Here is a 23,310-nt window from a genome sequence, read left to right as displayed (position 1 = left end):
ACAAACTCCTTACTTTTGTGAATAATTGAAATGTTCATAAGCAAATGGTGTCGCTTTTCGTCCGCGTGGTGTGCGCTCAAGAAAACCTTTTTGAATCAGAAATGGCTCATAAACATCCTCTATAGTGACACGTTCTTCGCCAATCGAAACTGCGATCGTATCTAAACCAACAGGGCCACCATTGTATTGCTCGATGATATACGCCATCATTTTATGATCGATATAATCAAGACCTTGATCGTCCACCTGCAGTAGCTGTAGTGCATGTTTCGTTGTCTCAATATAAATCATATCGTCTTCATTAACTTGTTGGAAATCTCGAATACGTTTCAAGAGACGATTCGCAATTCTCGGTGTCCCTCGACTACGCTTTGCAATCTCACGTGCACTTTCTTTATCAATCGCTGTCCCTAAAACGTCTGCCGTTCGCATAATAATATGTTGAAGATCCACTTCATTATAATATTCTAAGCGCAAATGGACACCAAAGCGATCGCGTAAAGGCCCCGTTAAACTACCAGCACGTGTTGTGGCACCTACTAGTGTAAATGGTGGCAGATCAATTCGGATACTGCGTGCCTCTTCACCTTTACCGACAACAATATCTAAGAAAAAGTCTTCCATCGCTGGATACAATACTTCTTCTACAACACTACTCAAGCGATGTATTTCATCAATAAACAACACATCCCCTGGCTGTAAGTTCGTTAGTATTGCTGCCAAATCTCCTGGTCGTTCAATCGACGGCCCGGATACAGTGCGCATATTGACACCCATTTCATTTGCAATGATGTGAGAGAGTGTGGTTTTACCAAGTCCAGGAGGGCCAAACAATAGTACATGATCCAATGGCTCTTCACGTAACTTTGCTGCTTGAATAAACACCTCTAAGTTCGATTTAATCGCTGATTGCCCAATATATTGTCGTAAATATTCAGGTCGTAGCGATAATTCGATATCATCATCAAATGTGTTTTCATGTCCATCCATCATACGGTCTTGTTCCATAACACCCCTCCTAACCAATCAATTGTTTTAATCCGAACTTAACAGCTTCATCAACAGTTTCAAATGTTTCTTTGCGCATGGCCTTTTCTACTTTTTGTAGCTCACGTTTTGAATAGCCAAGTGCATCTAATGCTAATATTGCATCTTTGTAAATGTGTTCATCGTTGCTTGATTCGACAGCAAACAAACCACTGTCAACAGGTGTATCTATGGCAACTTTGCCTTTAAGATCTAATATGATTTGACGCGCTGTCTTTTTACCAATACCAGGAAATTGCGTTAAATACGCATCATCCTCTTGTTCAATCGCACGTTTCACTTGTGCTGGTGAGCTGGCTGCTAAAATCGCGAGTGCTGATTTCGGACCAATACCTGTCACTTTAATTAAACTTAAAAACATCGTCTTTTCTTCTTGATTGCTAAAGCCATATAACAATTGGGCATCTTCTCTCACAATCAGTGAAGTATAGACGATCGCTTCTTGCTGTAATTGACTTTGGAATCGATAAGAGTTAGGTGTGAGTATCTCATATCCAATACCAGATGAAGTTTCTACAATAATATGTGAAGGTTGTAGTTCAGTCACTTTTCCTCGAATATATGCATACATTTTACTCTACTCCTTACGCATTCATTCCAATAATATCTACGTTATAGACATAGTCCATTTGACGTAATTCATTGATGATTTCATAAGCATTTAACGTCGCCTTACTTGCATTCAGTGATAAAGTAATCGATGCTTTATGATCAATCGGCACACTTTGATGAATCGTGAGCACAGATAAATGTAAAGCGGATAATTTTTCCAATACATTCGCTAAAATGCCTACCTTATCATTCACAAATAAGATAATCGTAAATGCTTCTAAATCTTGTTTCATATCTTCTAAAGGGAAAATCGTATCTCTATATTTATAAAAAGCACTACGTGAACAATCATGAAGATCCACAGCTTCTTGTATTGTCATCGTAGGATTCTCCTTAAGAGATGCCTTTACTTTCAAGACTTTTTCAACCACTAATGGTAATACATCTTCTCGAATTAAATAAAATTTAGATTTCATTGGACTGTTCCCCTTATCCGATTGTTATTCTATAAATTCAAATTCTCCGCCAAGAATACGGACAATATCTCCATTTTCTGCACCGCGTTCACGCAATGCATCATCAATGCCCATAGAACGCATTTGACGCGCAAATCGACGCACAGCCGGATCACTGTTAAAGTCTGTCATCTTGAACATACGCTCAATTGCGTTACCGCTCACAACATATGCACCGTCATCATCACGTGTAATCACAAATTTATCTTGAGATGGCGTATGTTTATATAACACACGATTTGTCTCATCAGCTGTTTCTTCTTCATTAAAGTCAATATCTTTTACTTCTTCTAAAGTATTTGCAATGGTATACAATAACTGATCGATATTTTCTCTTGTATATGAAGAAATTGGAATAATTGGTGTATCTGTACCTAACTGTTCTTTAAAAAGTTCCAATTGTTCAGCTGCTTCTGGTATATCCATCTTATTGGCAACGATAATTTGTGGGCGTTCTTCTAAACGTTGCTTGTAAGCCTTTAATTCACGGTTAATTGTTTGATAATCTTCAAATGGATCTCTACCTTCCATACCACTCATATCAATGACATGGACAATAACTTTTGTACGTTCAACGTGACGTAAGAACTGATGACCTAATCCAACACCTTCTGAAGCACCTTCAATCAATCCCGGTAAGTCAGCGAGTACAAAACTACGTTGGTCTGGCGTAACAACGACACCGAGATTTGGTTGAATCGTCGTAAAGTGATATGCCCCAATTTTTGGCTTAGCTTTGGAAACAATTGATAACAGTGTCGACTTACCAACACTTGGGAAGCCAACAAGTCCAACATCTGCAAGAAGTTTCAATTCAAGAACGACTTCTAATTCTTCACCTGGTTCACCATTTTCACTAAAGTCTGGTGCAGGGTTTTTCGGTGTCGCAAAACGTGAATTCCCACGTCCGCCGCGTCCACCTTTTGCAATCACTGCGCGTTGTCCATGTTCCACTAAGTCAGCCAACGTTTGTTCTGTTTCAACGTCTTTTACAATGGTACCTGGTGGCACTTTTAGGATCAGATCTTCAGCATTTTTACCATGCATATTACTACTCTGTCCATTTTCACCTTTTTTTGCTTTGAACTGACGTTGGTACCTAAAATCCATCAACGTTCTTAAGCCTTCATCTACTTCAAATACAACGGACGCACCACGACCGCCATCTCCTCCAGCAGGCCCACCGAATGGGACATACTTTTCACGACGATATGCGGTAATACCATTACCCCCGTCACCAGCTTTTAAAAATATTTTGACTTGATCGACAAACATCACATTCACCTCTTTTACTTTTATTTAATGAGTGATGTGTCATGATAAATATATATGTAAGACACTTTATACTTTAAGGATGAGACATCATCATTTTATACATTGAGATACTGAATATCAGTATTCGAGATACAAAAAGATATTTCTTTCATGCATGTTCTCATTTAACATAGTGTTTAAACCTCTATTTAAGCATGACACACTTTTCTTCTATTTTATGCTAAATTGTCTTGATATAAAAACAAAATCTATTAAAACTCGACCTAATAAATAAACACCAGAAGTTACCTTCTGGTGTTAAATGTCGACAGATTATTCAGCAACTGCGTATACAGATACTTGTTTTTTGTCGCGACCTTTACGTTCAAATTTAACAACGCCGTCGATTTTAGCGAATAATGTATCATCGCCACCACGACCTACGTTTTCACCTGGGTAAATCTTTGTTCCACGTTGGCGGAATAAGATTGAACCACCTGTAACAAATTGTCCGTCAGCACGTTTAGCACCAAGACGTTTTGATTCAGAGTCACGTCCGTTCTTTGTAGAACTTACCCCTTTTTTAGATGCGAAAAATTGTAAGTTTAATTTAAGCATGAGTTACACCTCACTTTAGATTTAATTTAATAAAATCACTATATTCGTCTTCGATTGTTTGTAGTGATACGAGCATCGCTTGTAAAATAAGCTGTGCTTGTTCATTGCTTGTATCAACACTTCTTACATGAAAATAGCCACCATCGTCTGCATAATCAATATCAGGTCTTTCTGATGTTAAGCCCATAATAGCATTAACGCTACCAAAGACAACAGCTGATGCACCCGCACACACAATATCTTGTCCATGCTCTGCAAAGTCAGCGTGACCATCCATCACTAAATCTGTGATTTGACCTGCATCGTTTAACGTGATATCTACATTAATCATATATTAAGCGTTAATTTTTTCGATTGTAAGTTTTGTGTAAGGTTGACGATGACCTTTTTTACGTTTAGAGTCTTTACGACGACGGTATGTGAATACTGTAATTTTTTTACCGCGACCTTGTTTGTTAACTGTCGCTGTAACTGTCGCACTTTCAACTGTTGGCGCGCCAACTTTAACAGCATCTCCACCTACAAAAAGAACTTTGTCAAAAGTGAAAGTGTCACCTTCGTTTACGTCTAACTTCTCAACGTAAATCTCTTGGCCTTCTTCAACTTTGATTTGTTTTCCACCTGTTTCGATAATAGCAAACATACTTTGCACCTCCTAATTTTAAGTCACGCCATATATAGGTGACATTACGTTCTTAAACCTATATTTGAGCGGTTGTATGTAGCTATAAACTACTCAACTATTGCATCATATCACTCTGATTATTTGATGTCAATACTTGTATTCACTTTTGTTTTTCTATCTAAGAAGAAATAAATGAAAATCAGTAATATCGCATTTAAAAAGATCGTAGGCAGTAATCTTAATAAGAAAACTTGTACAAGTTGGAATGAGATAAATCCAAGGATGCTATAGACAGTAGCTACAAACAATTCTAAAAAGACTAATCCTAAAAGTATCATACAATAAACCATTGCATGATCTCTATAAAATGGTTTTAGAAACTTATCAGCAATTAAAATTGAAATAAGATAGCCGAATAAATATAAGCCATAGATTTGCCCGAAATAAACATCCTGCATAATCCCTAATAAAATACCTAAAATTAGTGCGGTACTCGTATTTCGATAGACTGTTAATAAAATAAGGAAAAGGAAAACGACATGTGGAACAATAATAAACTTCAATTGCCCTATTTGTATTGGTGATATAAAAGTGAGCAACGTATCAACGTAGAAACATAACAATGCACCTACGACATATAGAATAGCTTTCCTCACTCTTCAGCGCCCCCATCGTCAGTCATTGTTTTGGGATCTCTCTTCGCAACATAAACGTGCATGATTTGATTGAGATTTGCCCCTGTCTTGATTGAGACTTGCTTTGAAAGGCCATATTGGTCATTCTGTACTTTTTCTACTTCACCAACATATAAACCTTTTGGCAATTGATCACCAAGTCCACTTGTAACGACCTTATCGCCCTTTTCAACCTTATCTTTATTATCAATATCACTGATGATAAGACGATTATTTTTTTCATCAAAATGATCAATCAATCCGAATACTTCATTATCATCGTGCATAACATTAACAGATAGTCGATTCAAACGCCCCTTAGTTGAAACAAGGTTCACCTGTGATGAAAATTGATTCACTTTTGTGACTTGACCGACTAAGCCATCCGTTGTCATCACTGCCATATTAGGCTGAATGCCATCCTTTTGTCCTTTATCAATGATAAGAGAATTAATCCATTGATCAGGTTGACGAGCGATGACTGCAGCTGATACAGGCTTATACTTAGATATGTCTTTCATGTCGAGTTCTTTTTTTAATGCTTTATTCTCTGATTGAAGCCGTTGATTATCAGCTTCTAGTTGTTTCGTTTGATTCGTTTCAGGTTGTTTGTCAGAAATGAAACTTGCAATGGATCCAGTGACTAAATGCATCGGATAAGAAAACACACGCTGTCCGAATGAAGTTGTATCACTGACATACTGTTCAGGAACAGATTGAACATTAGATCGAATGGATAAACCAATCAAACCGATAAATAAAATTAATGCACAAAACAACACAACTAGTTTGTTGTTTCTAAAAAAATTGGACAACCTCAACACCTCAAGTTACATGTATTTGTTTGTATCTATCTATTTTATATCAGTCCATTTGTTAAATAAAGTAGCAAACGTACTTTTATCATATAATTACAATGAATTTCTTCTGTATAAACTTTTTGGAAGTAAAAATTAATATTCATTTTATTTTTATCCTATCAATATAACTAGGACAGGGATAGAAACCCTAAATCATTATATCGCATTGTTTTTGGAACTTCATACTGATTACATAAGATATGTATATCGAGTTTGCCTTCCTTGCACTTGATTTACTTAATAACAAAGGAGTACAACAGACATGTTAACCAAAACCATGTTCTATCGCACTCCCGATTCAAAAATCTATTAAATAATGTAAATGCTGTAAAATTTTTATCGTATTTGTTATATCTCATCACTTTTCAAGATCATCTTCGGTTTGAAACGACGTCTCAGGTAGTAAATCTATTTGATGCCCTAATTGATATAAATCATATTGCAAGTCATGCTCTGTTGTATAAACATGCATCTTATCTTCTCCAAAGCGATATAAGATAAAATGTGTATTTTGTTTAGCAACAAGATACTGATCATCAAATCCCATCCGTTGCAATTCATTGACCTGCATAAATTCATACTTATCAATCCAGTCAAATATATGGCGACTTTGACTTTTCGGAACATTGCGAAATAAATCATTTTCCTCTAGAACATATGTCTCACCAAGTGCAGGAACGGCAAATCCCGATTCATCGACTGGTCGAACACTTTCAATTTGATTAAACGGATTCCATGGTTGATCTTTCACACCTGGAAAAAATTTTAAAGTTGTAACACCTAAAGCGGTGAGTAGTAATAAAAGCACGGATACTTTTATAAGATTTTTAACCAACACACTTCCTCCCCTCAAATCATACGTATCAATGACAAAGCGCCATGCATACCATCTATTATAGCTTACCTTTTATGTATAAGCATCCTACTAAGGTACCAATTCAAACACAGCGCAAGTATGATGTATATTCACGTCATATCCTGTACAATATAATAAAAGGAGGCATATATTATGAGTTGGGTAACCATTTTTCTAACAATATTATTAATTGTACTACTTGTACGTTTCAGCTTAACTTTATTTAAATGGATATTTAAATTTGCAATGTTTTTATTGGTCATATATTTAGGTTATCAATTATTTTTATGGTTCATTCAATACATATAACCTGTTCAAAATGATAAATCCTAATTCATTCAATATCGCTATCATTACAAAATCAATGACATATACTTCTTTAACTCACTTCATAATCACTCATGATTGATGTGTATTTATGATCTCCAATAATAATATGATCTAATACATCTATCCCCATTGCTTCCCCACACGCCACTAAGCGTTGTGTTGTTTTAATATCTGCTTGTGATGGCGTTGGGTCCCCGGATGGGTGATTATGTACGACAATCATCGCATGCGCTGACCATTTTACCGCTTCTTTAAAAACCTCTCTCGGATGAATAATGGCACTATTCAATGTCCCGATAAACACTGTTTTTTGATGAATAATTTGAAGTTTTGTATTCAGCAATAACACGACAAAATGCTCTTGTGTATAACCACTCATTAAATGATACATCTTCTCTGCAATTTGTTCAGGTGATTCAATGGGGTCTGTCATATTTAAGTGTTTTTCTTGTTGCACACGTCCACCTAATTCAAATGCCGCCATTAACGTCAAAGCTTTGTTTATCCCTATTCCTTTAATTGCTGTTAATTCAACAATTGTTAATGCTTTTACCCGCTCTAATGTTTGATATTGACTAAGCAGGTTTGAGGCTAATTGCAGACTAGAACAACCTAGATGGCCTGTGTTAAATAAAATGGCAATTAATTCTGTGTTTGAAAGTGCAGAAGCGCCTTTTGTCATCAGACGTTCTTTTGGCTTTTCTTGTACACACATTTCGTAAATTCGACTCATAAAAGACCTCCTAACATATTTAGAAAAGTTGGATAAAATAAAGACACTATCAGAAAACTTAAATGGAAAGCTGGAACAAGCGGAAAGTATGGTGGCGTGTATATCCGTAACCAATGGAATATAGGTAATAAAAGCATGGCACACGGGAATGTAATCCATAACATGATTAAAATAAATGGCAGTGGTAAAAAGAATGAAAGAATCAAAATGATTTTAAAGTCACCCATTCCAATATACTGATGAAAACAAAAGCTACAGATAAGCAGTATACAAATAAAATAGCACTGACTTTGTGTAGGATGAAGTGGCCAACATGACCATAAAAGGCATATCGTCAATAAGAAAAGAAAACGATGTGGAACGATTAAGTACCGTATATCCTGTAATGATAATACTAATAAGATAAAAGTAATCGTATAAAACAATGTTGTATTTATGTATATCATCTTCATAATTGGTAGCATGATGATCATACCACCCAGTAATTCAGCGATGAATAAATCTTTCTGAATGATGGACCGACAATAACGACATTGTCCTTTTAATACGATATAACTCAAGACCGGTACAAGATCAAAGAAAGAGAGTACATGTTCGCATTCCCGACAACGCGAACGTAACAATAAGTTTTGGAGAGAAAGCGGTTGGATTTCTGCAAATTGCATTAAAAAGCTCATAATGCTACAGCCGAGGAAGAAAAGTAGGACTACAATCAATATTGTCCCCCTTTGAAGTTTTGATTTCTCTTTATTATATTGATATGTCCAACGGCCGTCAAATCGTCATTTATCAAAAAAAGCATCGTATATAACCTTAAAATTTTAAGGTTATATACAATGCTTATTTTTTATCATATTCTATTAATGATAGCCGAGTTTCGTTTTCACTTCACTAATAAAGTATAAACTGCCTGTAATCAACAAGGCATTACCTTCATAGTTTTGAATGAAAGAAACATAGTCGTCCACCATAGATTTTTTATCGCTCTCAATTTCGTTATATAACTTTTCCATTGGGAGCGCCTTTGGAAAATCAAATGTCGTCACATAGATATGTTGAGCGATTTCATCAAAAGCTTGCAACATGTGATGAATTGGTTTTCCATTGATCGCAGAAAATAGAACATCGACTTTTTCTAAACGATAATATTTTTCTATCGTATCAACTAATGCATTCACACTCTCCTGATTATGTGCTCCGTCTAAAATAATGAGCGGATCTGTGGATACACGCTCAATACGACCTGTCCACTTCACGAGTTCAATACCGTCAATCATCTTATTAAAGTCAATGTTGATAAGACCTTGCTCGTTTAATTCAATCAGTGCAGTAATTGCCAATGCTGCGTTTTCTTTTTGGTGCTCTCCCAACATATTCAGTGCGATATTTTCAAGTTCATAGTCTTTATATCGATACGTGAATTCATCATCTTCTGAAACAATGAGAATATCTCGATCAAATTCTAACGCTTTCGCATTCATTTTCTCAGCGGTATCACGGACTAATTTAAGCGCGTCTTCATTTTTAACAGCATATACCACAGGTACCCCTTCTTTAATAATCGCACTTTTATCTCGTGCAATTTCTAAATAAGTATTCCCCAGTATATCTGTGTGATCTAGGCCAATACTCGTTAAAATGCTTAATATCGGACTGATTACATTCGTTGAGTCATTTTTGACACCGAGTCCCGCTTCAACAATGACAAAATCAACGGGATGTATCTCTCCAAAATAGAGATACATCATCATTGTAATAATTTCAAACTCTGTAGCGACTCCAAGCTCAGTTTCTTCATCCATTGCTTCACTTACTGGTTTCACACGACTAACCAGTTCTACAATCTCATCATTCGTAATCGGTGTCCCATTTAAACTAATGCGCTCATTGAATGATTCAATATATGGAGAAGTAAATGTTCCCACTTCATAGTCATTTTTTAATAAAGCATCTCGTAAATAGGCGACTGTAGAACCTTTTCCATTCGTCCCACCTACGTGAATCGCTTGGATATTTTGTTCCGGATTGCCAAGGCGTTGTAGCATCCACTCCATACGTTTAACACCTGGTTTGATGCCAAATTTCGTACGTTCATGAATCCAATATAAGCTATCAAGATAATTCATAGTTTATGCTCCTAAGCTTTTAATTGTTCAATTCGCGCTTTAACACCATCATATTTTTCTTGGTATTTGACCTGTTTGTCACGTTCTTCTTGAATGACTTTTTCAGGTGCTTTTTGAACGAATTTTTCATTAGCAAGTTTTTTATTCACGCGGTCTAATTCTTTTTGCCATTTTTCTAAGTCTTTTTCAAGACGTGCAATTTCTTTATCCATGTCGATAAGACCTTCTAATGGTAAGATTACTTCTCCTGCTGCAACAACTGAAGTCATTGCTTTTTCAGGAATTGTCACTTCTGTATCAATTGTTAATTCACTTGGATTACAGAAACGTTCTAAGTAATCTTTATTATCGATTAATAATTGTTGAATCGTTGGGTTTTTCGCTTGAATAATGATTGGAATTTCTTTTGATAATGGTGTATTCACCTCTAAGCGTGATTGACGAACTGATTTGATAATTTCTACAAGCTGTTCCATCACATCTTTACTTTCAGGGAACATTAATTCATCATTCACTGTTGGCCAAGCGCTTGTAACGATAGACTCACCTTCATGTGGTAAGTTTTGCCAAATGTGTTCTGTTACGAATGGCATGAATGGATGTAATAAACGCATAATGCGATCTAATGTGTAACTCAATACTGAACGTGTTACATTTTTCTGTGCTTCATCATCGCCATTCATTGGAATTTTACTCATCTCAATGTACCAGTCAGAGAATTCATCCCAAATGAAGTTATACAATGCACGGCCGACTTCACCGAATTCATATTTATCACTTAAGTCTGTAACTGTTTCAATTGTTTCATTCAGACGTGTTAAAATCCATTGATCTGCCACAGATAAATTTTGAGTTAAATCAATATCTTCATACTTAAAGTCCTCGCCGATGTTCATTAAACTAAAACGAGCAGCATTCCAAATTTTATTGATAAAGTTCCAAACAGATTCAACTTTTTCTGTTGAATATCTCAAGTCATGTCCTGGTGAAGAACCTGTTGCTAAGAAGTAACGTAAGCTGTCTGCACCATATTGGTCGATAACATCCATTGGATCGACACCATTACCGAGTGATTTACTCATTTTACGACCATCTTCTGCACGTACAAGACCGTGTAGTAATACGTCATTAAATGGTTTTTGACCTGTGAATTCTAAACCTTGGAAAATCATACGCGCTACCCAGAAGAAGATAATGTCGTATCCTGTTACTAATACATTTGTAGGGTAGTAACGTTGATAATCTGCCGCTTCTTCATCTGGCCAATTTAATGTTGAGAATGGCCATAATGCACTTGAGAACCATGTATCAAGTACGTCCTCATCTTGTGTCCAGTTTTCACTATCTTCAGGTGCTTCCATACCTACATATAATTCACCTGTTTCATTGTGATACCATGCTGGAATTTGATGTCCCCACCAAAGTTGACGAGAAATTGTCCAGTCACGAATTTCTTCCATCCAACGATTGAATGTTTTCTCAAAACGACCTGGTACGAATTCAATTCGACCATCTGTTTTTTGATTATCAAGTGCTTGTTGTGCAAGTGGTGCCATCTTAACAAACCATTGTGTTGATAAATATGGCTCAACAACCGCGCCACTACGTTCAGAATGTCCAACTGAGTGCATGTGATCCTCAATTTTAATCACAAGACCTTCTGCTTCTAAATCTTTTACAAGTTGTTTACGGCATTCGAAGCGGTCCATGCCTTCATATTTACCCGCTTTATCGTTCATGCGACCTGATTCATCCATGACAACGATTCGCTCTAATTCATGACGGTTACCAATTTCAAAGTCATTCGGGTCGTGAGCAGGTGTTACTTTCATCGCACCACTACCAAATTCTTTATCAACATAAGCATCTGCCAATACAGGTAGCGTACGACCAACGATTGGTAAAATGACTTCTTTGCCGATAATATCTTGATAACGTTCATCATCTGGGTTTACGACGATTGCAGTATCACCAAGCATTGTCTCAGGACGTGTAGTCGCAATTTCAATATATCCAGTACCATCTGCATATGGATATTTAAAATGATAGAACTTACCGTTAACATCTTCATGAATGACTTCGATATCAGAAAGTGCTGTACGTGCTTCCGGATCCCAGTTAATGATACGTTCACCACGATAAATTAACCCTTTGTTGTACATATCAACGAAGACTTTACGTACTGCTTTACTTAAGCCATCATCTAATGTGAAACGTTCACGAGAATAATCTAAACCTAAACCTAACTTCGCCCATTGTTGACGAATAAATGAAGCATATTCTTCTTTCCATTCCCATGCTTTTTCAAGGAATTTTTCACGACCGATATCATGACGAGAAATACCTTCTTCACGCATTTTTGCTTCTACTTTTGCTTGTGTCGCAATACCAGCATGGTCCATACCTGGTAAATATAATGTATCGTAACCTTGCATACGTTTCATTCTTGTTAAGATATCTTGTAATGTTGTATCCCATGCATGACCTAAATGCAACTTACCTGTTACATTCGGTGGTGGAATAACGATTGTATATGTTGGTTTATCTAAATCACCACTTGGTTTAAAGCGGTTATGATCAAGCCATTCTTGATAGCGGCCTGCTTCTACTTCTTGCGGATTATATTTTTTTTGCATGTCCATTATTAAATCCCTCCATAAAAATAAAAAGAACACCTGTCCTAAAATAGGACGGATGTTCCGTGGTACCACCTATATTCAATAGTTACTTTAATAGTTAAGCTATTGCACTCATATGATTAACGCTCATGACACGCTTTAGCCTACTCAACTCAGCTAAAGAACAAGTGGGCTACCTTCTGATGAAACTCATATGCATTCTCACCAACCATGCACTCTCTATAATGAATTTTCAACATACTCTTCCCAAATAGACATATTCTATTTACCAATATAGTATAATGAATTCATTATGAAGTCAATATAGGAGTTGATCAAATGAATCCATGTGCCTTTGGTACGACAGATCCACTGTATATTCAATACCATGATGAATTTTGGGGAAAGCCCCTTTATGATTCGCAAGCACTATTCGAACTACTCGCATTAGAATCTCAACATGCCGGTTTGTCCTGGCTCACTATCTTAAAGAAAAAAGACGCATATCGCGATGCCTTTTATGATTTTGATCCGTATAAAGTCGCGCAAATGACAGACGATGACATCGATGCGTTAATGGACTTTCCAAATATTATCCACCATCGACAAAAGTTGGCAGCGATTGTGGCTCAAGCACGCGGCTACATCGAGATAGAACGTGAGCATGAGAGCTTTTCAAAATTTTTATGGTCTTTTGTGGACGATACACCCGTTGATTTCCGTTATGAATCAGTGGATCAACGTATCACAGTTAACGACACAGCAAAAGAACTTTCTAAAACTTTAAAAGAATATGGCTTTAAATTTATTGGACCTGTCACGATCTTTTCATTTTTGGAGGCAGCTGGAATGTACAATGCTCATTTACTAAGCTGTCCCCACCGACATGCATAAATTATGATGGCTTTTTAGCTCGATATTTTAAATAAATATCGATAAGTGGTGCAATCAACATCAATATAAAAAAGATACGGAATATATGGAATGAAGAGACGATTGCAACGTCTGCTCCCGTATCCAACGCAACGAGCACAATTTGTGCCATACCACCCGGTGCTGCACCTAGAAATAATGTATTGAGCGGAATTTGATTAACATGTTGTAATATCCATACCATCAATAATGTACCGGTAATCAGTAAGATATTTTGAAACGCGATCGCGATTGCAATTCGCCCTTTTAATTGATCGGTTAATCCAGCAATCTGTACACCTACTCGTACCATATAAATCACTTGTGCTGCAGCAATAATCGGAGTATCAATTGTAAAAACTTTTTCAGTTGTTAAATTCCAAATAATTAATACCACAATCGGTGCGAGCAACATTTTTGTAGGGAAGTTCACCTTTTTCATTAAAAAATATACAAGCGTGATTGCAACTGCTAATATGGCAAGATGTTGTATACCCAATGTATCAGTTAACAACGGAGTATCATTGATATGTACCCCCTTTTGTTGATCCTCTTTAAACATGACGGTTAGTAATGGCACTAAAATCACGACAAAGATAATACGTGACGTTTGTGTTAGGCTGACAACTAAGATATCAGCACGTTTATTTTCTTCTGCCATAACAAGCATTTGACTTAATGCACCTGGTATAACACTGAGTATTGCTGTTTCTTCATTTACTGACGCAATTTTACGGAAACCATAGGACACAATAATAGCCAATGCAAGCGTCAAAACATTTACAATCACAATAGATAACCAATGGCTCTGAATGTCTAAAATAACTTGTCGCGTAAAGCTACTGCCGATTTGTACCCCTAACATGATTAAGCCGAGTTCGCTTAACCAATGTGGCCAGTGAATCTCGCGCTTAAAACCTTTCACAACAATGAGGCTCCCGATAATCGGTCCGAACATCCAAGGTAATATCATATGACAACGCCATAGTACCCAACCACAGATGACTGATACGATTAACACAAGCACATTATTGATGAATATTTGTTTTTGCATCATGTGCCACCCCCAAGCGCTTTTATGTATAATTACATCTTATCAAAAATAAACCTTCAAAAAAATAATGTATTCGCATTAAAAAATGCCATGTCATTTACAAAGCTTTTTGAAATTAGATATCAAATCTCAAATGCTACTTGCTTTAACATGGCACTTAATATTCAATTATTTTGGCACAACTTTACTTAATGCAACGTCAAATGCTGCGATTGTCTTTTCAATATCTTCTTTTGTATGTGAAATAGATAAGAACATTCCTTCAAATTGAGAAGGTGGTAAAAAGATGCCTTGTTCTGTTAATTCACGATACATTTCACCAAATAACTTCAAGTCAGATTGATTTGCCTCTTCAAAGTTCGTAACAGGGCCCTCATTAATAAAGAAACCAATCATAGAACCTGCACGATTCACTGTCAATGGTACATTATGTTTTGCGAAGACTTCTTTTAAGCCCACTTCTAACATATCTCCTAATTCATTGAAGTACGTATAGCTTTCTGGTGTTAATTGACTCAATGTCCAATAACCACTTGTCATTGCGAGTGGGTTACCTGATAGTGTGCCTGCTTGATAAATATCGCCGCTTGGTGCGATGCGATCCATGATTTCTTTTCGACCACCAAACGCACCTACAGGTAAGCCGCCACCGATAACTTTACCAAGACATGTTAAGTCCGGTGTCACATCGAAGTAACCTTGTGCGCCATTATAGCCAACACGGAAACCTGTCATAACTTCATCAAAAATAAGTAATGCATCATTTTCTTTGGTAATGTCTCTGAGTCCTTGTAAGAAGTTATTAATTGGTGGTACAACACCCATATTTCCTGAAACAGGTTCAACAATAACCGCAGCAATATCATCACCAAATTGTTCAAATGCTAATTTAACTGCTTCTAGGTTATTATAAGGGACTGTAATTGTATTTTTAGCAATGCCTTCTGGAACACCCGGTGAGTCTGGTAAACCAAGTGTCGCCACACCTGAACCCGCTTTAATTAAAAGTGAGTCACTATGACCATGATAGTTCCCTTCAAACTTGATGATTTTATTTTTTCCAGTGTATCCTCGTGCTAAACGTAGCGTATCTAACGTTGCTTCCGTACCTGATGATACCATTCTCACTTTCTCAATAGAAGGAACACGTTCAATAACAAGTTCAGCCAATCTATTTTCTTCAAGTGTTGATGCACCAAAGCTTGTGCCACGTTCTAATACGTTATGCAATTCACTGATTACACGTTCATTGCGATGGCCTAGAATGAGAGGCCCCCAGCTTAATACATAGTCAATATATTCATTACCATCGATGTCATAAATACGACTACCTTTCCCACTTTCCATAAAGATGGCAGGTGTATCTACCGCTTTAAATGCACGCACAGGACTGTTTACGCCACCTGGCATTAATTGTTCAGCCTTTTCAAAAGCTTTAATTGATTTGTTATAACGCAATTCGATCTCCTCCTCAGACGATTACTTATCTAAATAGCGACAAATATCTTTCGCAAAGTATGTGATGATCATGTCAGCTCCCGCACGTTTCATAGAAATCATTTGTTCCATAACGATGCGTTCTTCATCAATCCAACCATTTTGTGCAGCTGCTTTAGTCATACTATATTCACCGCTCACGTTATAAGCAATAATAGGAATATTGCTATTGTTACGGACATCACGAATAATATCTAAATAGCTTAATGCTGGTTTTACGATCATCATATCAGCACCTTCAGCCAAATCACTCTCTAATTCACGCATGGCTTCTAAACGATTGGCTGGGTCCATTTGATATGTTTTACGGTCACCAAATGATGGTGTTGATTCTGCAGCATCACGGAACGGACCATAAAAACTTGAAGCATATTTAATGCCATAACTCATGATTGGAATATTTTTGAAACCGGCCTCGTCAAGACCTTCACGAATCGCTGCAACAAAGCCGTCCATCATATTACTTGGTGCAATAATATCAGCGCCTGCTTTAGCTTGAGAAACAGCTGTTTTAACAAGTAATGGTAATGTTTCATCATTATCCACATCATGTGTATGATCATCGATAACACCACAGTGACCATGGTCTGTATATTCACATAGACATGTATCAGCCAAAATTAATAAGTCATCATACAATGATTTTGCAATTTTCGTCGCACGTTGAATCACACCATCATCAATAAAAGCTCCTGTCCCACATGAATCTTTTTCATTTGGAATGCCGAAAAACATCATCGCACTAATACCTAAATCATACGCTGCTTTAATTTCTTCATGTAATAAGTTTAAGCTGATTTGATAAATACCTGGCAGTGACTTAATCTCCTCTTTGACGTCATCACGTTCAACCACAAATATTGGATAGATTAAGTCCTCTTTTCTTAAATGTGTTTCACGCACCATACTTCTCATTGTATGAGATGAGCGCAATCGTCTATGTCTATCAAAGTTCATAATTTAGAACCCCTTTTCTAAAATTTTATCTATCATTGCTTCAAGTGTTTGTGTCTCTGCAACAACACCTTCATAGCCATATTGTGACAAGGTGTGATGCGTTTGCTGTCCAATCACATACCAACTGTTAAACGGTATATGTGGATATGAATCAAAAAGCGCACGCACAGCAGATGAACTAGCAAAAGTGATGGCATCCACTTGGTGTGATAACAACATGTCATATACTTCTTGTACAGCAGATTTATTCACTACGACATCGTATAAATCGATCTTTGTCACTTTTCCATATCGCCGTGACAGCTCTTCAGTCAGCTTAGGTCTCGCTCGTGCACTTGAAGGCAATAAGATCTTAGCTTCCTGTTGTGCATCAAACTGCGCGAGAAGTCCATCTTGAGAGAAGTCGTCAGGGACAAAGTCTACATGTATGCCTTTCAACGCACAATATGCTTTCGTTTTTTCACCAATTGCCGCAATCTTTGCGACTCGAGTTTGTGAAAGATATGGGATGAAATATTCCACCGCATTCTTGGATGAAAAAATAAGCCAATCAAAACTTTCCTCGAGAAGTTGTTTATCAAAAGCGCATAGTACCGTATCAACAAGTGGTATGTGACACACTTCAATACGATGGTCATCATAAGCATTTGTTTGCGTCATTAACACTGTGGGTTTCATCACCAACACCCCTATTTAATGTGATTCATTGAGTGCTTCAATAATATCATAGGCACCTTGATCTTTCAGTTCTTGACTTACACGTTGGCCAACTTCAACTGGATCTGTTCCCATTGCAGTATACTGAAAACGCTGCTTTCCATCTGGCGACATGATTAACCCTGTAAAATGAATTTGATTGTCATCACCTATCACAGCATGGCCACCAATTGGCACTTGGCAACTACCATCCATTTCTTTTAAGAAGGTACGTTCAGCAGTAACACAAGCAGCCACTTCCGCATTATGTACTTTTGCTAATAAGTCAAGTAATTCTGTATCATCTGCACGACATTCAATACCGAGTGCACCTTGACCGATTGCAGGAATCAGTAAGTCGTTATCTAAATACTGTGTTACAATATCTTCTGACCAGCCCATACGTTTCAAGCCTGCAGCTGCCAAGATAATCGCATCATAATCTTCTTCTTGTAATTTTTTAAGACGTGTATCAATGTTACCTCGAATCCATTTGATTTCTAGGTTTGGAAACTGTGCCAAAATTTGTGCACCACGTCTTAATGAACTCGTACCGACAATACTACCATCTGGCAAATCTTTCAGCGCTACGTGATTTTTGGCAATATACGCATCATATGGATTTTCACGATCTGGGATACAACCAAGTGTGAGACCCTCAGGCAATTCACTCGGTACATCTTTTAAAGAATGAATGGCCATATCAATCTCTTTACTGAAAAGTTCATTTTGAATTTCTTTAACGAATAAGCCTTTGCCACCTACTTTAGATAATTGGCGATCAACGATTTGATCTCCTTTTGTTACGATTTCTTTGATTTCAATCTCTAAATCTGGCTGCACTGCTTTTAGACGATCAATAAACTGGCCACTTTGCGTTAAAGCAAGTTGACTTCTTCTTGATCCCACTATAAGTTTTCGCATATTACGAACCTCCGTTGGCATTGTATTATACTCCTGTCCACTGATGGAATGAAGAGAGTTGTGTGACTACAATTAAGTTAATCATACAACATAGAAACAACATAATATTAACATAAATTAAAAACTGCTGCTTAAACCGCTTCGTGATTCTCATAATAATGAAAGCAACATAACTTAAAAAGATTAAAAATGATGAAATCACTTTTAAATCTACAAAAATATGTGTTCCTACTGAAAAGATTCCCCATTGTACACCACAAAGTAAACTGACAAATAATGTAATCACCCCGATAAGCGTACAATAAAAAACAGCTTTTTCTAATGTAGAGACACTACCGATTCTAAAATAATTTTGATTAAAACGTTTCAATCTTAAATTTTGGTACTGCACTAAATAAAGGATCGCATTTACAAAAGCAATCGCAAAGATAACATAACTAAGTAAAGCAAGTGAAATGTGAACCGTTAACAGTTCATTGATCACCTTTAATCGTGCACCTTGATGACTGAATTGATATGGATGAAACGTATGAATCAGCATAAAGATAAAACCAAGCATATTCAGTAAGACAATTCCGATATCGAATTGTCGGAAAACAGCACAAATAAATGTAAAAGTTAAAATGAGCCAGGTCAGGACATAAAAACTTTCAATAATAGACGTTAATGGTAATTGTCCACGCCAAAGAATATACATAGTTAAAGAGATTGTTTGACAAACCCAAACAATCCCTAATAAATAGAAACCTATATTTTGAAGGCGATAATTCTTTTGAAAAACATCGAGCATCAAGCAAATGACGCAGATGAAATATAACAAGACAATCGCCTCATGAAATCTTACAAAAAACGTCTCTACCATAGGCATCACCTATTTCTAAGATTCAAAACCTAATAAACGTTGCTTCAAAATGCGTTTTTTCTTTTCAACAGCTTCCTGTTGATAATTGGTATCAACATCCAAGTCGAATATCTCTTGGAATAACTGCAATTTTGCCGCAGCATGATGGTCGTCACTAATTTCTTTCGCCTGTTTAATAGGCTGTTTTAGCATTTGATTGATAATACTTTTCGTATGTTTGGATACGACTTTACGTTCACGCTCAGATAAGTGTGGTAACTTTCTATCAATACTTGCCATCGTTTCTTGTTGGATTTCCATCGCTTGCTCTCTTAAAGCACGAATCACTGGTACAACACCGAGCATACGTACCCATTCATTATGCTTATTAATTTCATTCGGAATGCGTTCAGCGATGGCTTCAGCAGCCAAACGACGTTCTCGAATATTCGCATCTACAAGACCTTTTAAGTCATCGACATCATAAATAAAGACTTCCATATCATTTGACTCAAATGGCTCAATATCTCTCGGCACAGCAATATCCACTAATACAATTTGTGATGTTTTTTTCGTTACAGCATGTCGCATTTCTAACATGTCTTTTGTAATGACATAATTTTCTGCACTTGTTGAACTGATGACGATATCAGCAGTGGTTAACAGTTCACCTAAGTCAGACATAGGTGCTGCATGCACTTGGTGCTTATCTGCTAAAGCTTGTGCACGTGAATATGTACGGTTAAGTACAGTAATATCAGATACTTGTGCACCTTTAAGATTTAATACAGACAATTCACCCATTTCACCGGCACCAATCACAAGTGCACGCTTTTTGTTCAACTTGCCAAACATTTTTTTCGCCAATTCAACCGCTGCATATGACACACTAATTGCGTTGTCTGCAATATCCGTTTCATGATGTGCTTTTTTACTAAATGTAACAGCCTGTTTAAACAATTCATTAAAAATGGTACCTGTCGTTTGTGCTTCTTGTGCTGTTAAGAAGGCATCACGCATTTGCCCTAAAATCTGCGTTTCGCCTAACACAATAGAATCTAATCCAGACGTTACTCTGAATAAATGTTCAATTGCGTCATCCCCTAGCTTCACTTCAGCTATTTCTTTAATATCATCTATTTCAAAGTTAAATTGTCTTGCTAAAAAGCGTTGAATATAATATCGACCTGTATGAATTTGATCAACAACTGCATAGATCTCCGTTCTGTTACATGTCGATAAAATCACATTTTCTAGAATTGATTTTGTTTCAAACAATGCTTCATGCACACGAATCATATCATTATCTTGAAATGTGAGTTTTTCACGTAATGTCACATCTGCCGTACGATGATTGACACTCACTGCAATAACATACATGAACATGTCCCCCCATAAACTACAATAAAATTATTATAACATAGATAGACCGCTTTCAAATTCGTATTAAACATGATCTCATTGAAAAATATTCTTAACGTTCATCATTTATTCAAAATTTTCATCATCTAATGCAATGTATGCATCAATGCTCGCCCAAATTTCAGGTTGTTTATTCTTTGATAGTGATGAATAACTAATGATATTGTCATTAGCATCTAAATCTAAATCTTGTTTGATACGTTGAATATGTTTTTGTACTTTACCTTTTGGCACTTTGTCTTCTTTTGTCGCTACAATCAGTGTTGGAATCTCAAAGTGTTTTAAATAATCATACATGAGAATATCGTCTTCTGTTGGTGGATGTCTTAAATCGACAAGTTGAATGACAAGCTTCAGTTCTTCACGTGTCGTTAAATACATCTCAATCATTTTACCGAATGCCTCACGTTGTTTTTTACTCACTTTCGCATAGCCATATCCTGGTACATCTACAAAGATGAGTTGCTCATCAATATTATAAAAATTGAGCGTTTGTGTCTTACCTGGTTGTTGCGAAGTACGCGCCATATTTTTACGGCCAATCATACTATTGATGAATGTTGACTTCCCCACATTTGAACGTCCGCTCAATGCAACTTCTGGCAATCCCATTTCCGGGTACTGTTCTTTTTTAACAGCACTGATTATGAGTTCGACATGATTTGGATTAATCTTCATGGTTTCTCTCCTTATAACGTGTATATATTATAAATTCATTTTATCGTTCATCATTATACTTGAACAGCAAAAAAGCTTAAGACATGCGGACACATCATCTTAAGCTTTTCATCAATTATGCAGATGTTTTGCTATCGTTTAATAACTGACCTTCTTCATCATAAAGCTCAGGTGCTGTTTCATTCACAATCGTATCTTTTGTGATGACCACTTTTGTGACATTCTCAGTTGATGGAATGTCGAACATGATATCAATCAACGCTTCCTCAATAATTGAGCGTAAACCACGAGCACCTGTTTTACGTTCGATTGCTTTTTCACTAATCGCTGATAATGCTTCATCTGTAAATTCTAAAGCAACATCATCTAGCTCAAGCATTTTCGTATATTGTTTAACTAATGCATTTTTCGGTTGTGTTAAGATATTTTTCAATGCTGCAATATCTAATGTTTCAAGGTTTGCAACGATCGGCACACGTCCGATAAATTCAGGAATTAATCCAAATGATTGTAAGTCTTCAGGACGAATATGCTCTAATAAGCTTGTTTCGTCATATTTAGAAGCTTCACTGCTTGCGAAACCAATGACTTTTTCTCCTAGACGACGTTTGATGACTTCTTCAATACCATCAAATGCACCACCTAGAATGAATAAGATGTTTGTTGTATCGATTTGAATGAACTCTTGGTTTGGGTGCTTGCGTCCACCTTGTGGCGGTACACTTGCTGTAGTCCCTTCAAGAATTTTTAAAAGTGCTTGTTGAACACCTTCACCAGATACATCACGTGTAATAGACGTATTTTCTGATTTACGCGCAATTTTATCAATCTCATCGACATAGATAATCCCTTTTTCAGCACGATCAATATCAAAATCAGCTGCTTGGATTAAGCGTAGTAAAATATTTTCAACATCTTCACCAACATAACCCGCTTCTGTTAAGCTTGTTGCATCCGCAATTGCAAATGGCACATTTAATGTACGTGCTAATGTTTGTGCTAATAATGTTTTACCGCTACCTGTTGGTCCGATTAATGCGACGTTACTTTTTTGTAATTCGACTTCATCATCTTTTGGACCTAATTGGTTAATACGTTTGTAGTGATTGTATACAGCAACTGCTAATGATTTTTTAGCTTTTTCTTGGCCAATCACATAATTGTTTAATTCTTCCATAATTTCTTTTGGTGTTGGTAACTCAGTGAGTTCTTCTGTTTCTGTTTGATTGAGTTCTTCTTCTACGATTTCAGCACATAACTCAATACATTCATTACAAATGTAAACACCACTACCAGCTACTAATTTTTTAACTTGGTCTTGGTCTTTACCACAGAAAGAACATTTTAAGTTTTCTTCGTCTTCATTGAATTTAAACATATTGTATGACACCCCTATCCTCTACGACTATACTAGAAAGCATTTTATTATGCAACGATGTACCTTTCAAGTTTTTTGCATATAACAATGAAAGCGGGATAGAAATCTATGAAATGATTAGATTTCTTAATCCCGCTTTGGCA

24 protein-coding genes and 2 other annotated features are annotated in these 23,310 nt (G+C 36.6%); of the genes, 1 reads left to right on the top strand and 23 read right to left on the bottom strand.

Annotated features, from left to right (window positions below; all coding sequences use genetic code 11):
* Positions 1-9: 9 nt before the first annotated feature.
* The 14 genes from ruvB to MUA88_RS05145 all read right to left on the bottom strand — a co-directional run bounded on the left by ruvB (position 10) and on the right by MUA88_RS05145 (position 12,832).
* Positions 10-1,008 (bottom strand): Holliday junction branch migration DNA helicase RuvB, encoded by a 999-nt coding sequence (gene ruvB, locus MUA88_RS05205; protein WP_262605917.1) that lies wholly within the window; start codon positions 1,006-1,008, stop codon positions 10-12.
* A 10-nt stretch (positions 1,009-1,018) separates the two neighbouring features.
* Positions 1,019-1,618, bottom strand: a complete 600-nt coding sequence (gene ruvA, locus MUA88_RS05200) for a Holliday junction branch migration protein RuvA (RefSeq protein ID WP_262605048.1) — start codon at positions 1,616-1,618, stop codon at positions 1,019-1,021.
* A 13-nt stretch (positions 1,619-1,631) separates the two neighbouring features.
* Positions 1,632-2,075, bottom strand: a complete 444-nt coding sequence (locus tag MUA88_RS05195; protein ID WP_262605916.1) for an ACT domain-containing protein — start codon at positions 2,073-2,075, stop codon at positions 1,632-1,634.
* A gap of 24 nt (positions 2,076-2,099) precedes the next feature.
* The gene (obgE, locus tag MUA88_RS05190) at positions 2,100-3,389 is read right to left on the bottom strand and encodes a GTPase ObgE (protein ID WP_262605046.1); all 1,290 of its coding nucleotides are present in this window, start codon (positions 3,387-3,389) and stop codon (positions 2,100-2,102) included.
* Positions 3,390-3,701: 312 nt separating this feature from the next.
* The gene (gene rpmA / locus MUA88_RS05185) at positions 3,702-3,986 is read right to left on the bottom strand and encodes a 50S ribosomal protein L27 (protein WP_014613716.1); all 285 of its coding nucleotides are present in this window, start codon (positions 3,984-3,986) and stop codon (positions 3,702-3,704) included.
* A gap of 10 nt (positions 3,987-3,996) precedes the next feature.
* Positions 3,997-4,317 (bottom strand): ribosomal-processing cysteine protease Prp, encoded by a 321-nt coding sequence (locus tag MUA88_RS05180; RefSeq protein ID WP_262605045.1) that lies wholly within the window; start codon positions 4,315-4,317, stop codon positions 3,997-3,999.
* A gap of 3 nt (positions 4,318-4,320) precedes the next feature.
* A complete protein-coding gene (gene rplU / locus MUA88_RS05175) occupies positions 4,321-4,629 on the bottom strand; it encodes a 50S ribosomal protein L21 (protein ID WP_262605044.1) in 309 nt (102 codons plus the stop codon).
* Positions 4,630-4,640: 11 nt separating this feature from the next.
* Positions 4,641-4,713: a sequence feature (ribosomal protein L21 leader region), on the bottom strand.
* Positions 4,714-4,748: 35 nt separating this feature from the next.
* The gene (mreD, locus tag MUA88_RS05170) at positions 4,749-5,267 is read right to left on the bottom strand and encodes a rod shape-determining protein MreD (RefSeq protein ID WP_262605915.1); all 519 of its coding nucleotides are present in this window, start codon (positions 5,265-5,267) and stop codon (positions 4,749-4,751) included.
* On the bottom strand, positions 5,264-6,100 hold the full coding sequence (mreC, locus tag MUA88_RS05165; protein ID WP_262605042.1) for a rod shape-determining protein MreC: 837 nt from the start codon (positions 6,098-6,100) through the stop codon (positions 5,264-5,266). Before mreC ends, mreD begins: the two co-directional genes overlap by 4 nt.
* 403 nt (positions 6,101-6,503) lie before the next feature.
* Positions 6,504-6,980, bottom strand: coding sequence for a DUF4930 family protein (locus tag MUA88_RS05160; RefSeq protein WP_262605914.1), 477 nt, complete (start codon positions 6,978-6,980; stop codon positions 6,504-6,506).
* A 400-nt stretch (positions 6,981-7,380) separates the two neighbouring features.
* A complete protein-coding gene (radC, locus tag MUA88_RS05155; protein WP_262605040.1) occupies positions 7,381-8,064 on the bottom strand; it encodes a RadC family protein in 684 nt (227 codons plus the stop codon).
* Entirely contained in the window at positions 8,061-8,780 is a 720-nt protein-coding gene (locus tag MUA88_RS10945; RefSeq protein ID WP_481906565.1) for a prepilin peptidase, read from the bottom strand. Before MUA88_RS10945 ends, radC begins: the two co-directional genes overlap by 4 nt.
* Before the next feature lie 144 nt (positions 8,781-8,924).
* The gene (locus MUA88_RS05150; RefSeq protein WP_262605913.1) at positions 8,925-10,190 is read right to left on the bottom strand and encodes a bifunctional folylpolyglutamate synthase/dihydrofolate synthase; all 1,266 of its coding nucleotides are present in this window, start codon (positions 10,188-10,190) and stop codon (positions 8,925-8,927) included.
* A gap of 11 nt (positions 10,191-10,201) precedes the next feature.
* A complete protein-coding gene (locus MUA88_RS05145) occupies positions 10,202-12,832 on the bottom strand; it encodes a valine--tRNA ligase (protein ID WP_262605912.1) in 2,631 nt (876 codons plus the stop codon).
* Positions 12,833-12,873: 41 nt separating this feature from the next.
* Positions 12,874-13,093 (bottom strand) — a binding site (T-box leader).
* Between the two features lie 54 nt (positions 13,094-13,147).
* On the opposite strand from MUA88_RS05145, the gene MUA88_RS05140 reads away from it, so the two are divergent.
* Positions 13,148-13,702: a DNA-3-methyladenine glycosylase I gene (locus tag MUA88_RS05140; RefSeq protein WP_262605911.1), complete on the top strand. Its 555-nt coding sequence runs from the start codon at positions 13,148-13,150 to the stop codon at positions 13,700-13,702.
* A 1-nt stretch (position 13,703) separates the two neighbouring features.
* Here the strand turns inward: MUA88_RS05140 and MUA88_RS05135 are convergent, their stop codons facing one another.
* The 9 genes from MUA88_RS05135 to clpX all read right to left on the bottom strand — a co-directional run bounded on the left by MUA88_RS05135 (position 13,704) and on the right by clpX (position 23,167).
* Positions 13,704-14,777 carry an AbrB family transcriptional regulator gene (locus MUA88_RS05135; protein WP_262605910.1) on the bottom strand — a complete coding sequence of 358 codons (1,074 nt, stop codon included), beginning with the start codon at positions 14,775-14,777 and terminating at the stop codon, positions 13,704-13,706.
* Between the two features lie 165 nt (positions 14,778-14,942).
* Positions 14,943-16,232: a glutamate-1-semialdehyde 2,1-aminomutase gene (gene hemL, locus MUA88_RS05130; RefSeq protein ID WP_262605909.1), complete on the bottom strand. Its 1,290-nt coding sequence runs from the start codon at positions 16,230-16,232 to the stop codon at positions 14,943-14,945.
* Between the two features lie 21 nt (positions 16,233-16,253).
* Positions 16,254-17,228 (bottom strand): porphobilinogen synthase, encoded by a 975-nt coding sequence (gene hemB, locus MUA88_RS05125; protein ID WP_262605034.1) that lies wholly within the window; start codon positions 17,226-17,228, stop codon positions 16,254-16,256.
* A gap of 3 nt (positions 17,229-17,231) precedes the next feature.
* On the bottom strand, positions 17,232-17,906 hold the full coding sequence (locus MUA88_RS05120; protein WP_262605033.1) for a uroporphyrinogen-III synthase: 675 nt from the start codon (positions 17,904-17,906) through the stop codon (positions 17,232-17,234).
* Positions 17,907-17,921: 15 nt separating this feature from the next.
* Entirely contained in the window at positions 17,922-18,848 is a 927-nt protein-coding gene (gene hemC, locus MUA88_RS05115; RefSeq protein WP_262605032.1) for a hydroxymethylbilane synthase, read from the bottom strand.
* Between the two features lie 25 nt (positions 18,849-18,873).
* Entirely contained in the window at positions 18,874-19,545 is a 672-nt protein-coding gene (ccsA, locus tag MUA88_RS05110; RefSeq protein ID WP_262605908.1) for a cytochrome c biogenesis protein CcsA, read from the bottom strand.
* 180 nt (positions 19,546-19,725) lie between these two features.
* Complete coding sequence (gene hemA, locus MUA88_RS05105; RefSeq protein ID WP_262605030.1) at positions 19,726-21,069, bottom strand: glutamyl-tRNA reductase; 1,344 nt, start codon at positions 21,067-21,069, stop codon at positions 19,726-19,728.
* A 108-nt stretch (positions 21,070-21,177) separates the two neighbouring features.
* Positions 21,178-21,789 carry a ribosome biogenesis GTP-binding protein YihA/YsxC gene (gene yihA, locus MUA88_RS05100; RefSeq protein WP_262605907.1) on the bottom strand — a complete coding sequence of 204 codons (612 nt, stop codon included), beginning with the start codon at positions 21,787-21,789 and terminating at the stop codon, positions 21,178-21,180.
* Between the two features lie 115 nt (positions 21,790-21,904).
* Positions 21,905-23,167, bottom strand: a complete 1,263-nt coding sequence (gene clpX, locus MUA88_RS05095) for an ATP-dependent Clp protease ATP-binding subunit ClpX (RefSeq protein WP_262605906.1) — start codon at positions 23,165-23,167, stop codon at positions 21,905-21,907.
* Between the last annotated feature and the right edge of the window lie 143 nt (positions 23,168-23,310).

Source organism: Staphylococcus sp. IVB6240 (assembly GCF_025558425.1).
In the GTDB taxonomy this organism is placed as follows: Bacteria; Bacillota; Bacilli; order Staphylococcales; family Staphylococcaceae; genus Staphylococcus.
Note: the sequence above shows the minus strand (reverse complement) of the source record. Positions and strands in the feature narration are given on the sequence as shown.

Coding starts and splice junctions, on each gene's coding strand:
- hemB (WP_262605034.1), bottom strand. CDS start 17,228: ATGAACTTTGATAGACATAGACGATTGCGCTCATCTCATACAATGAGA.
- hemA (WP_262605030.1), bottom strand. CDS start 21,069: ATGTATGTTATTGCAGTGAGTGTCAATCATCGTACGGCAGATGTGACA.
- yihA (WP_262605907.1), bottom strand. CDS start 21,789: ATGAAGATTAATCCAAATCATGTCGAACTCATAATCAGTGCTGTTAAA.
- MUA88_RS05140 (WP_262605911.1), top strand. CDS start 13,148: ATGAATCCATGTGCCTTTGGTACGACAGATCCACTGTATATTCAATAC.
- MUA88_RS05145 (WP_262605912.1), bottom strand. CDS start 12,832: ATGGACATGCAAAAAAAATATAATCCGCAAGAAGTAGAAGCAGGCCGC.
- rplU (WP_262605044.1), bottom strand. CDS start 4,629: ATGTTTGCTATTATCGAAACAGGTGGAAAACAAATCAAAGTTGAAGAA.
- MUA88_RS05180 (WP_262605045.1), bottom strand. CDS start 4,317: ATGATTAATGTAGATATCACGTTAAACGATGCAGGTCAAATCACAGAT.
- obgE (WP_262605046.1), bottom strand. CDS start 3,389: ATGTTTGTCGATCAAGTCAAAATATTTTTAAAAGCTGGTGACGGGGGT.
- MUA88_RS05135 (WP_262605910.1), bottom strand. CDS start 14,777: ATGATGCAAAAACAAATATTCATCAATAATGTGCTTGTGTTAATCGTA.
- radC (WP_262605040.1), bottom strand. CDS start 8,064: ATGAGTCGAATTTACGAAATGTGTGTACAAGAAAAGCCAAAAGAACGT.
- MUA88_RS05195 (WP_262605916.1), bottom strand. CDS start 2,075: ATGAAATCTAAATTTTATTTAATTCGAGAAGATGTATTACCATTAGTG.
- ccsA (WP_262605908.1), bottom strand. CDS start 19,545: ATGTATATTCTTTGGCGTGGACAATTACCATTAACGTCTATTATTGAA.
- hemC (WP_262605032.1), bottom strand. CDS start 18,848: ATGCGAAAACTTATAGTGGGATCAAGAAGAAGTCAACTTGCTTTAACG.
- clpX (WP_262605906.1), bottom strand. CDS start 23,167: ATGTTTAAATTCAATGAAGACGAAGAAAACTTAAAATGTTCTTTCTGT.
- ruvA (WP_262605048.1), bottom strand. CDS start 1,618: ATGTATGCATATATTCGAGGAAAAGTGACTGAACTACAACCTTCACAT.
- ruvB (WP_262605917.1), bottom strand. CDS start 1,008: ATGGAACAAGACCGTATGATGGATGGACATGAAAACACATTTGATGAT.
- rpmA (WP_014613716.1), bottom strand. CDS start 3,986: ATGCTTAAATTAAACTTACAATTTTTCGCATCTAAAAAAGGGGTAAGT.
- MUA88_RS05150 (WP_262605913.1), bottom strand. CDS start 10,190: ATGAATTATCTTGATAGCTTATATTGGATTCATGAACGTACGAAATTT.
- MUA88_RS05120 (WP_262605033.1), bottom strand. CDS start 17,906: ATGAAACCCACAGTGTTAATGACGCAAACAAATGCTTATGATGACCAT.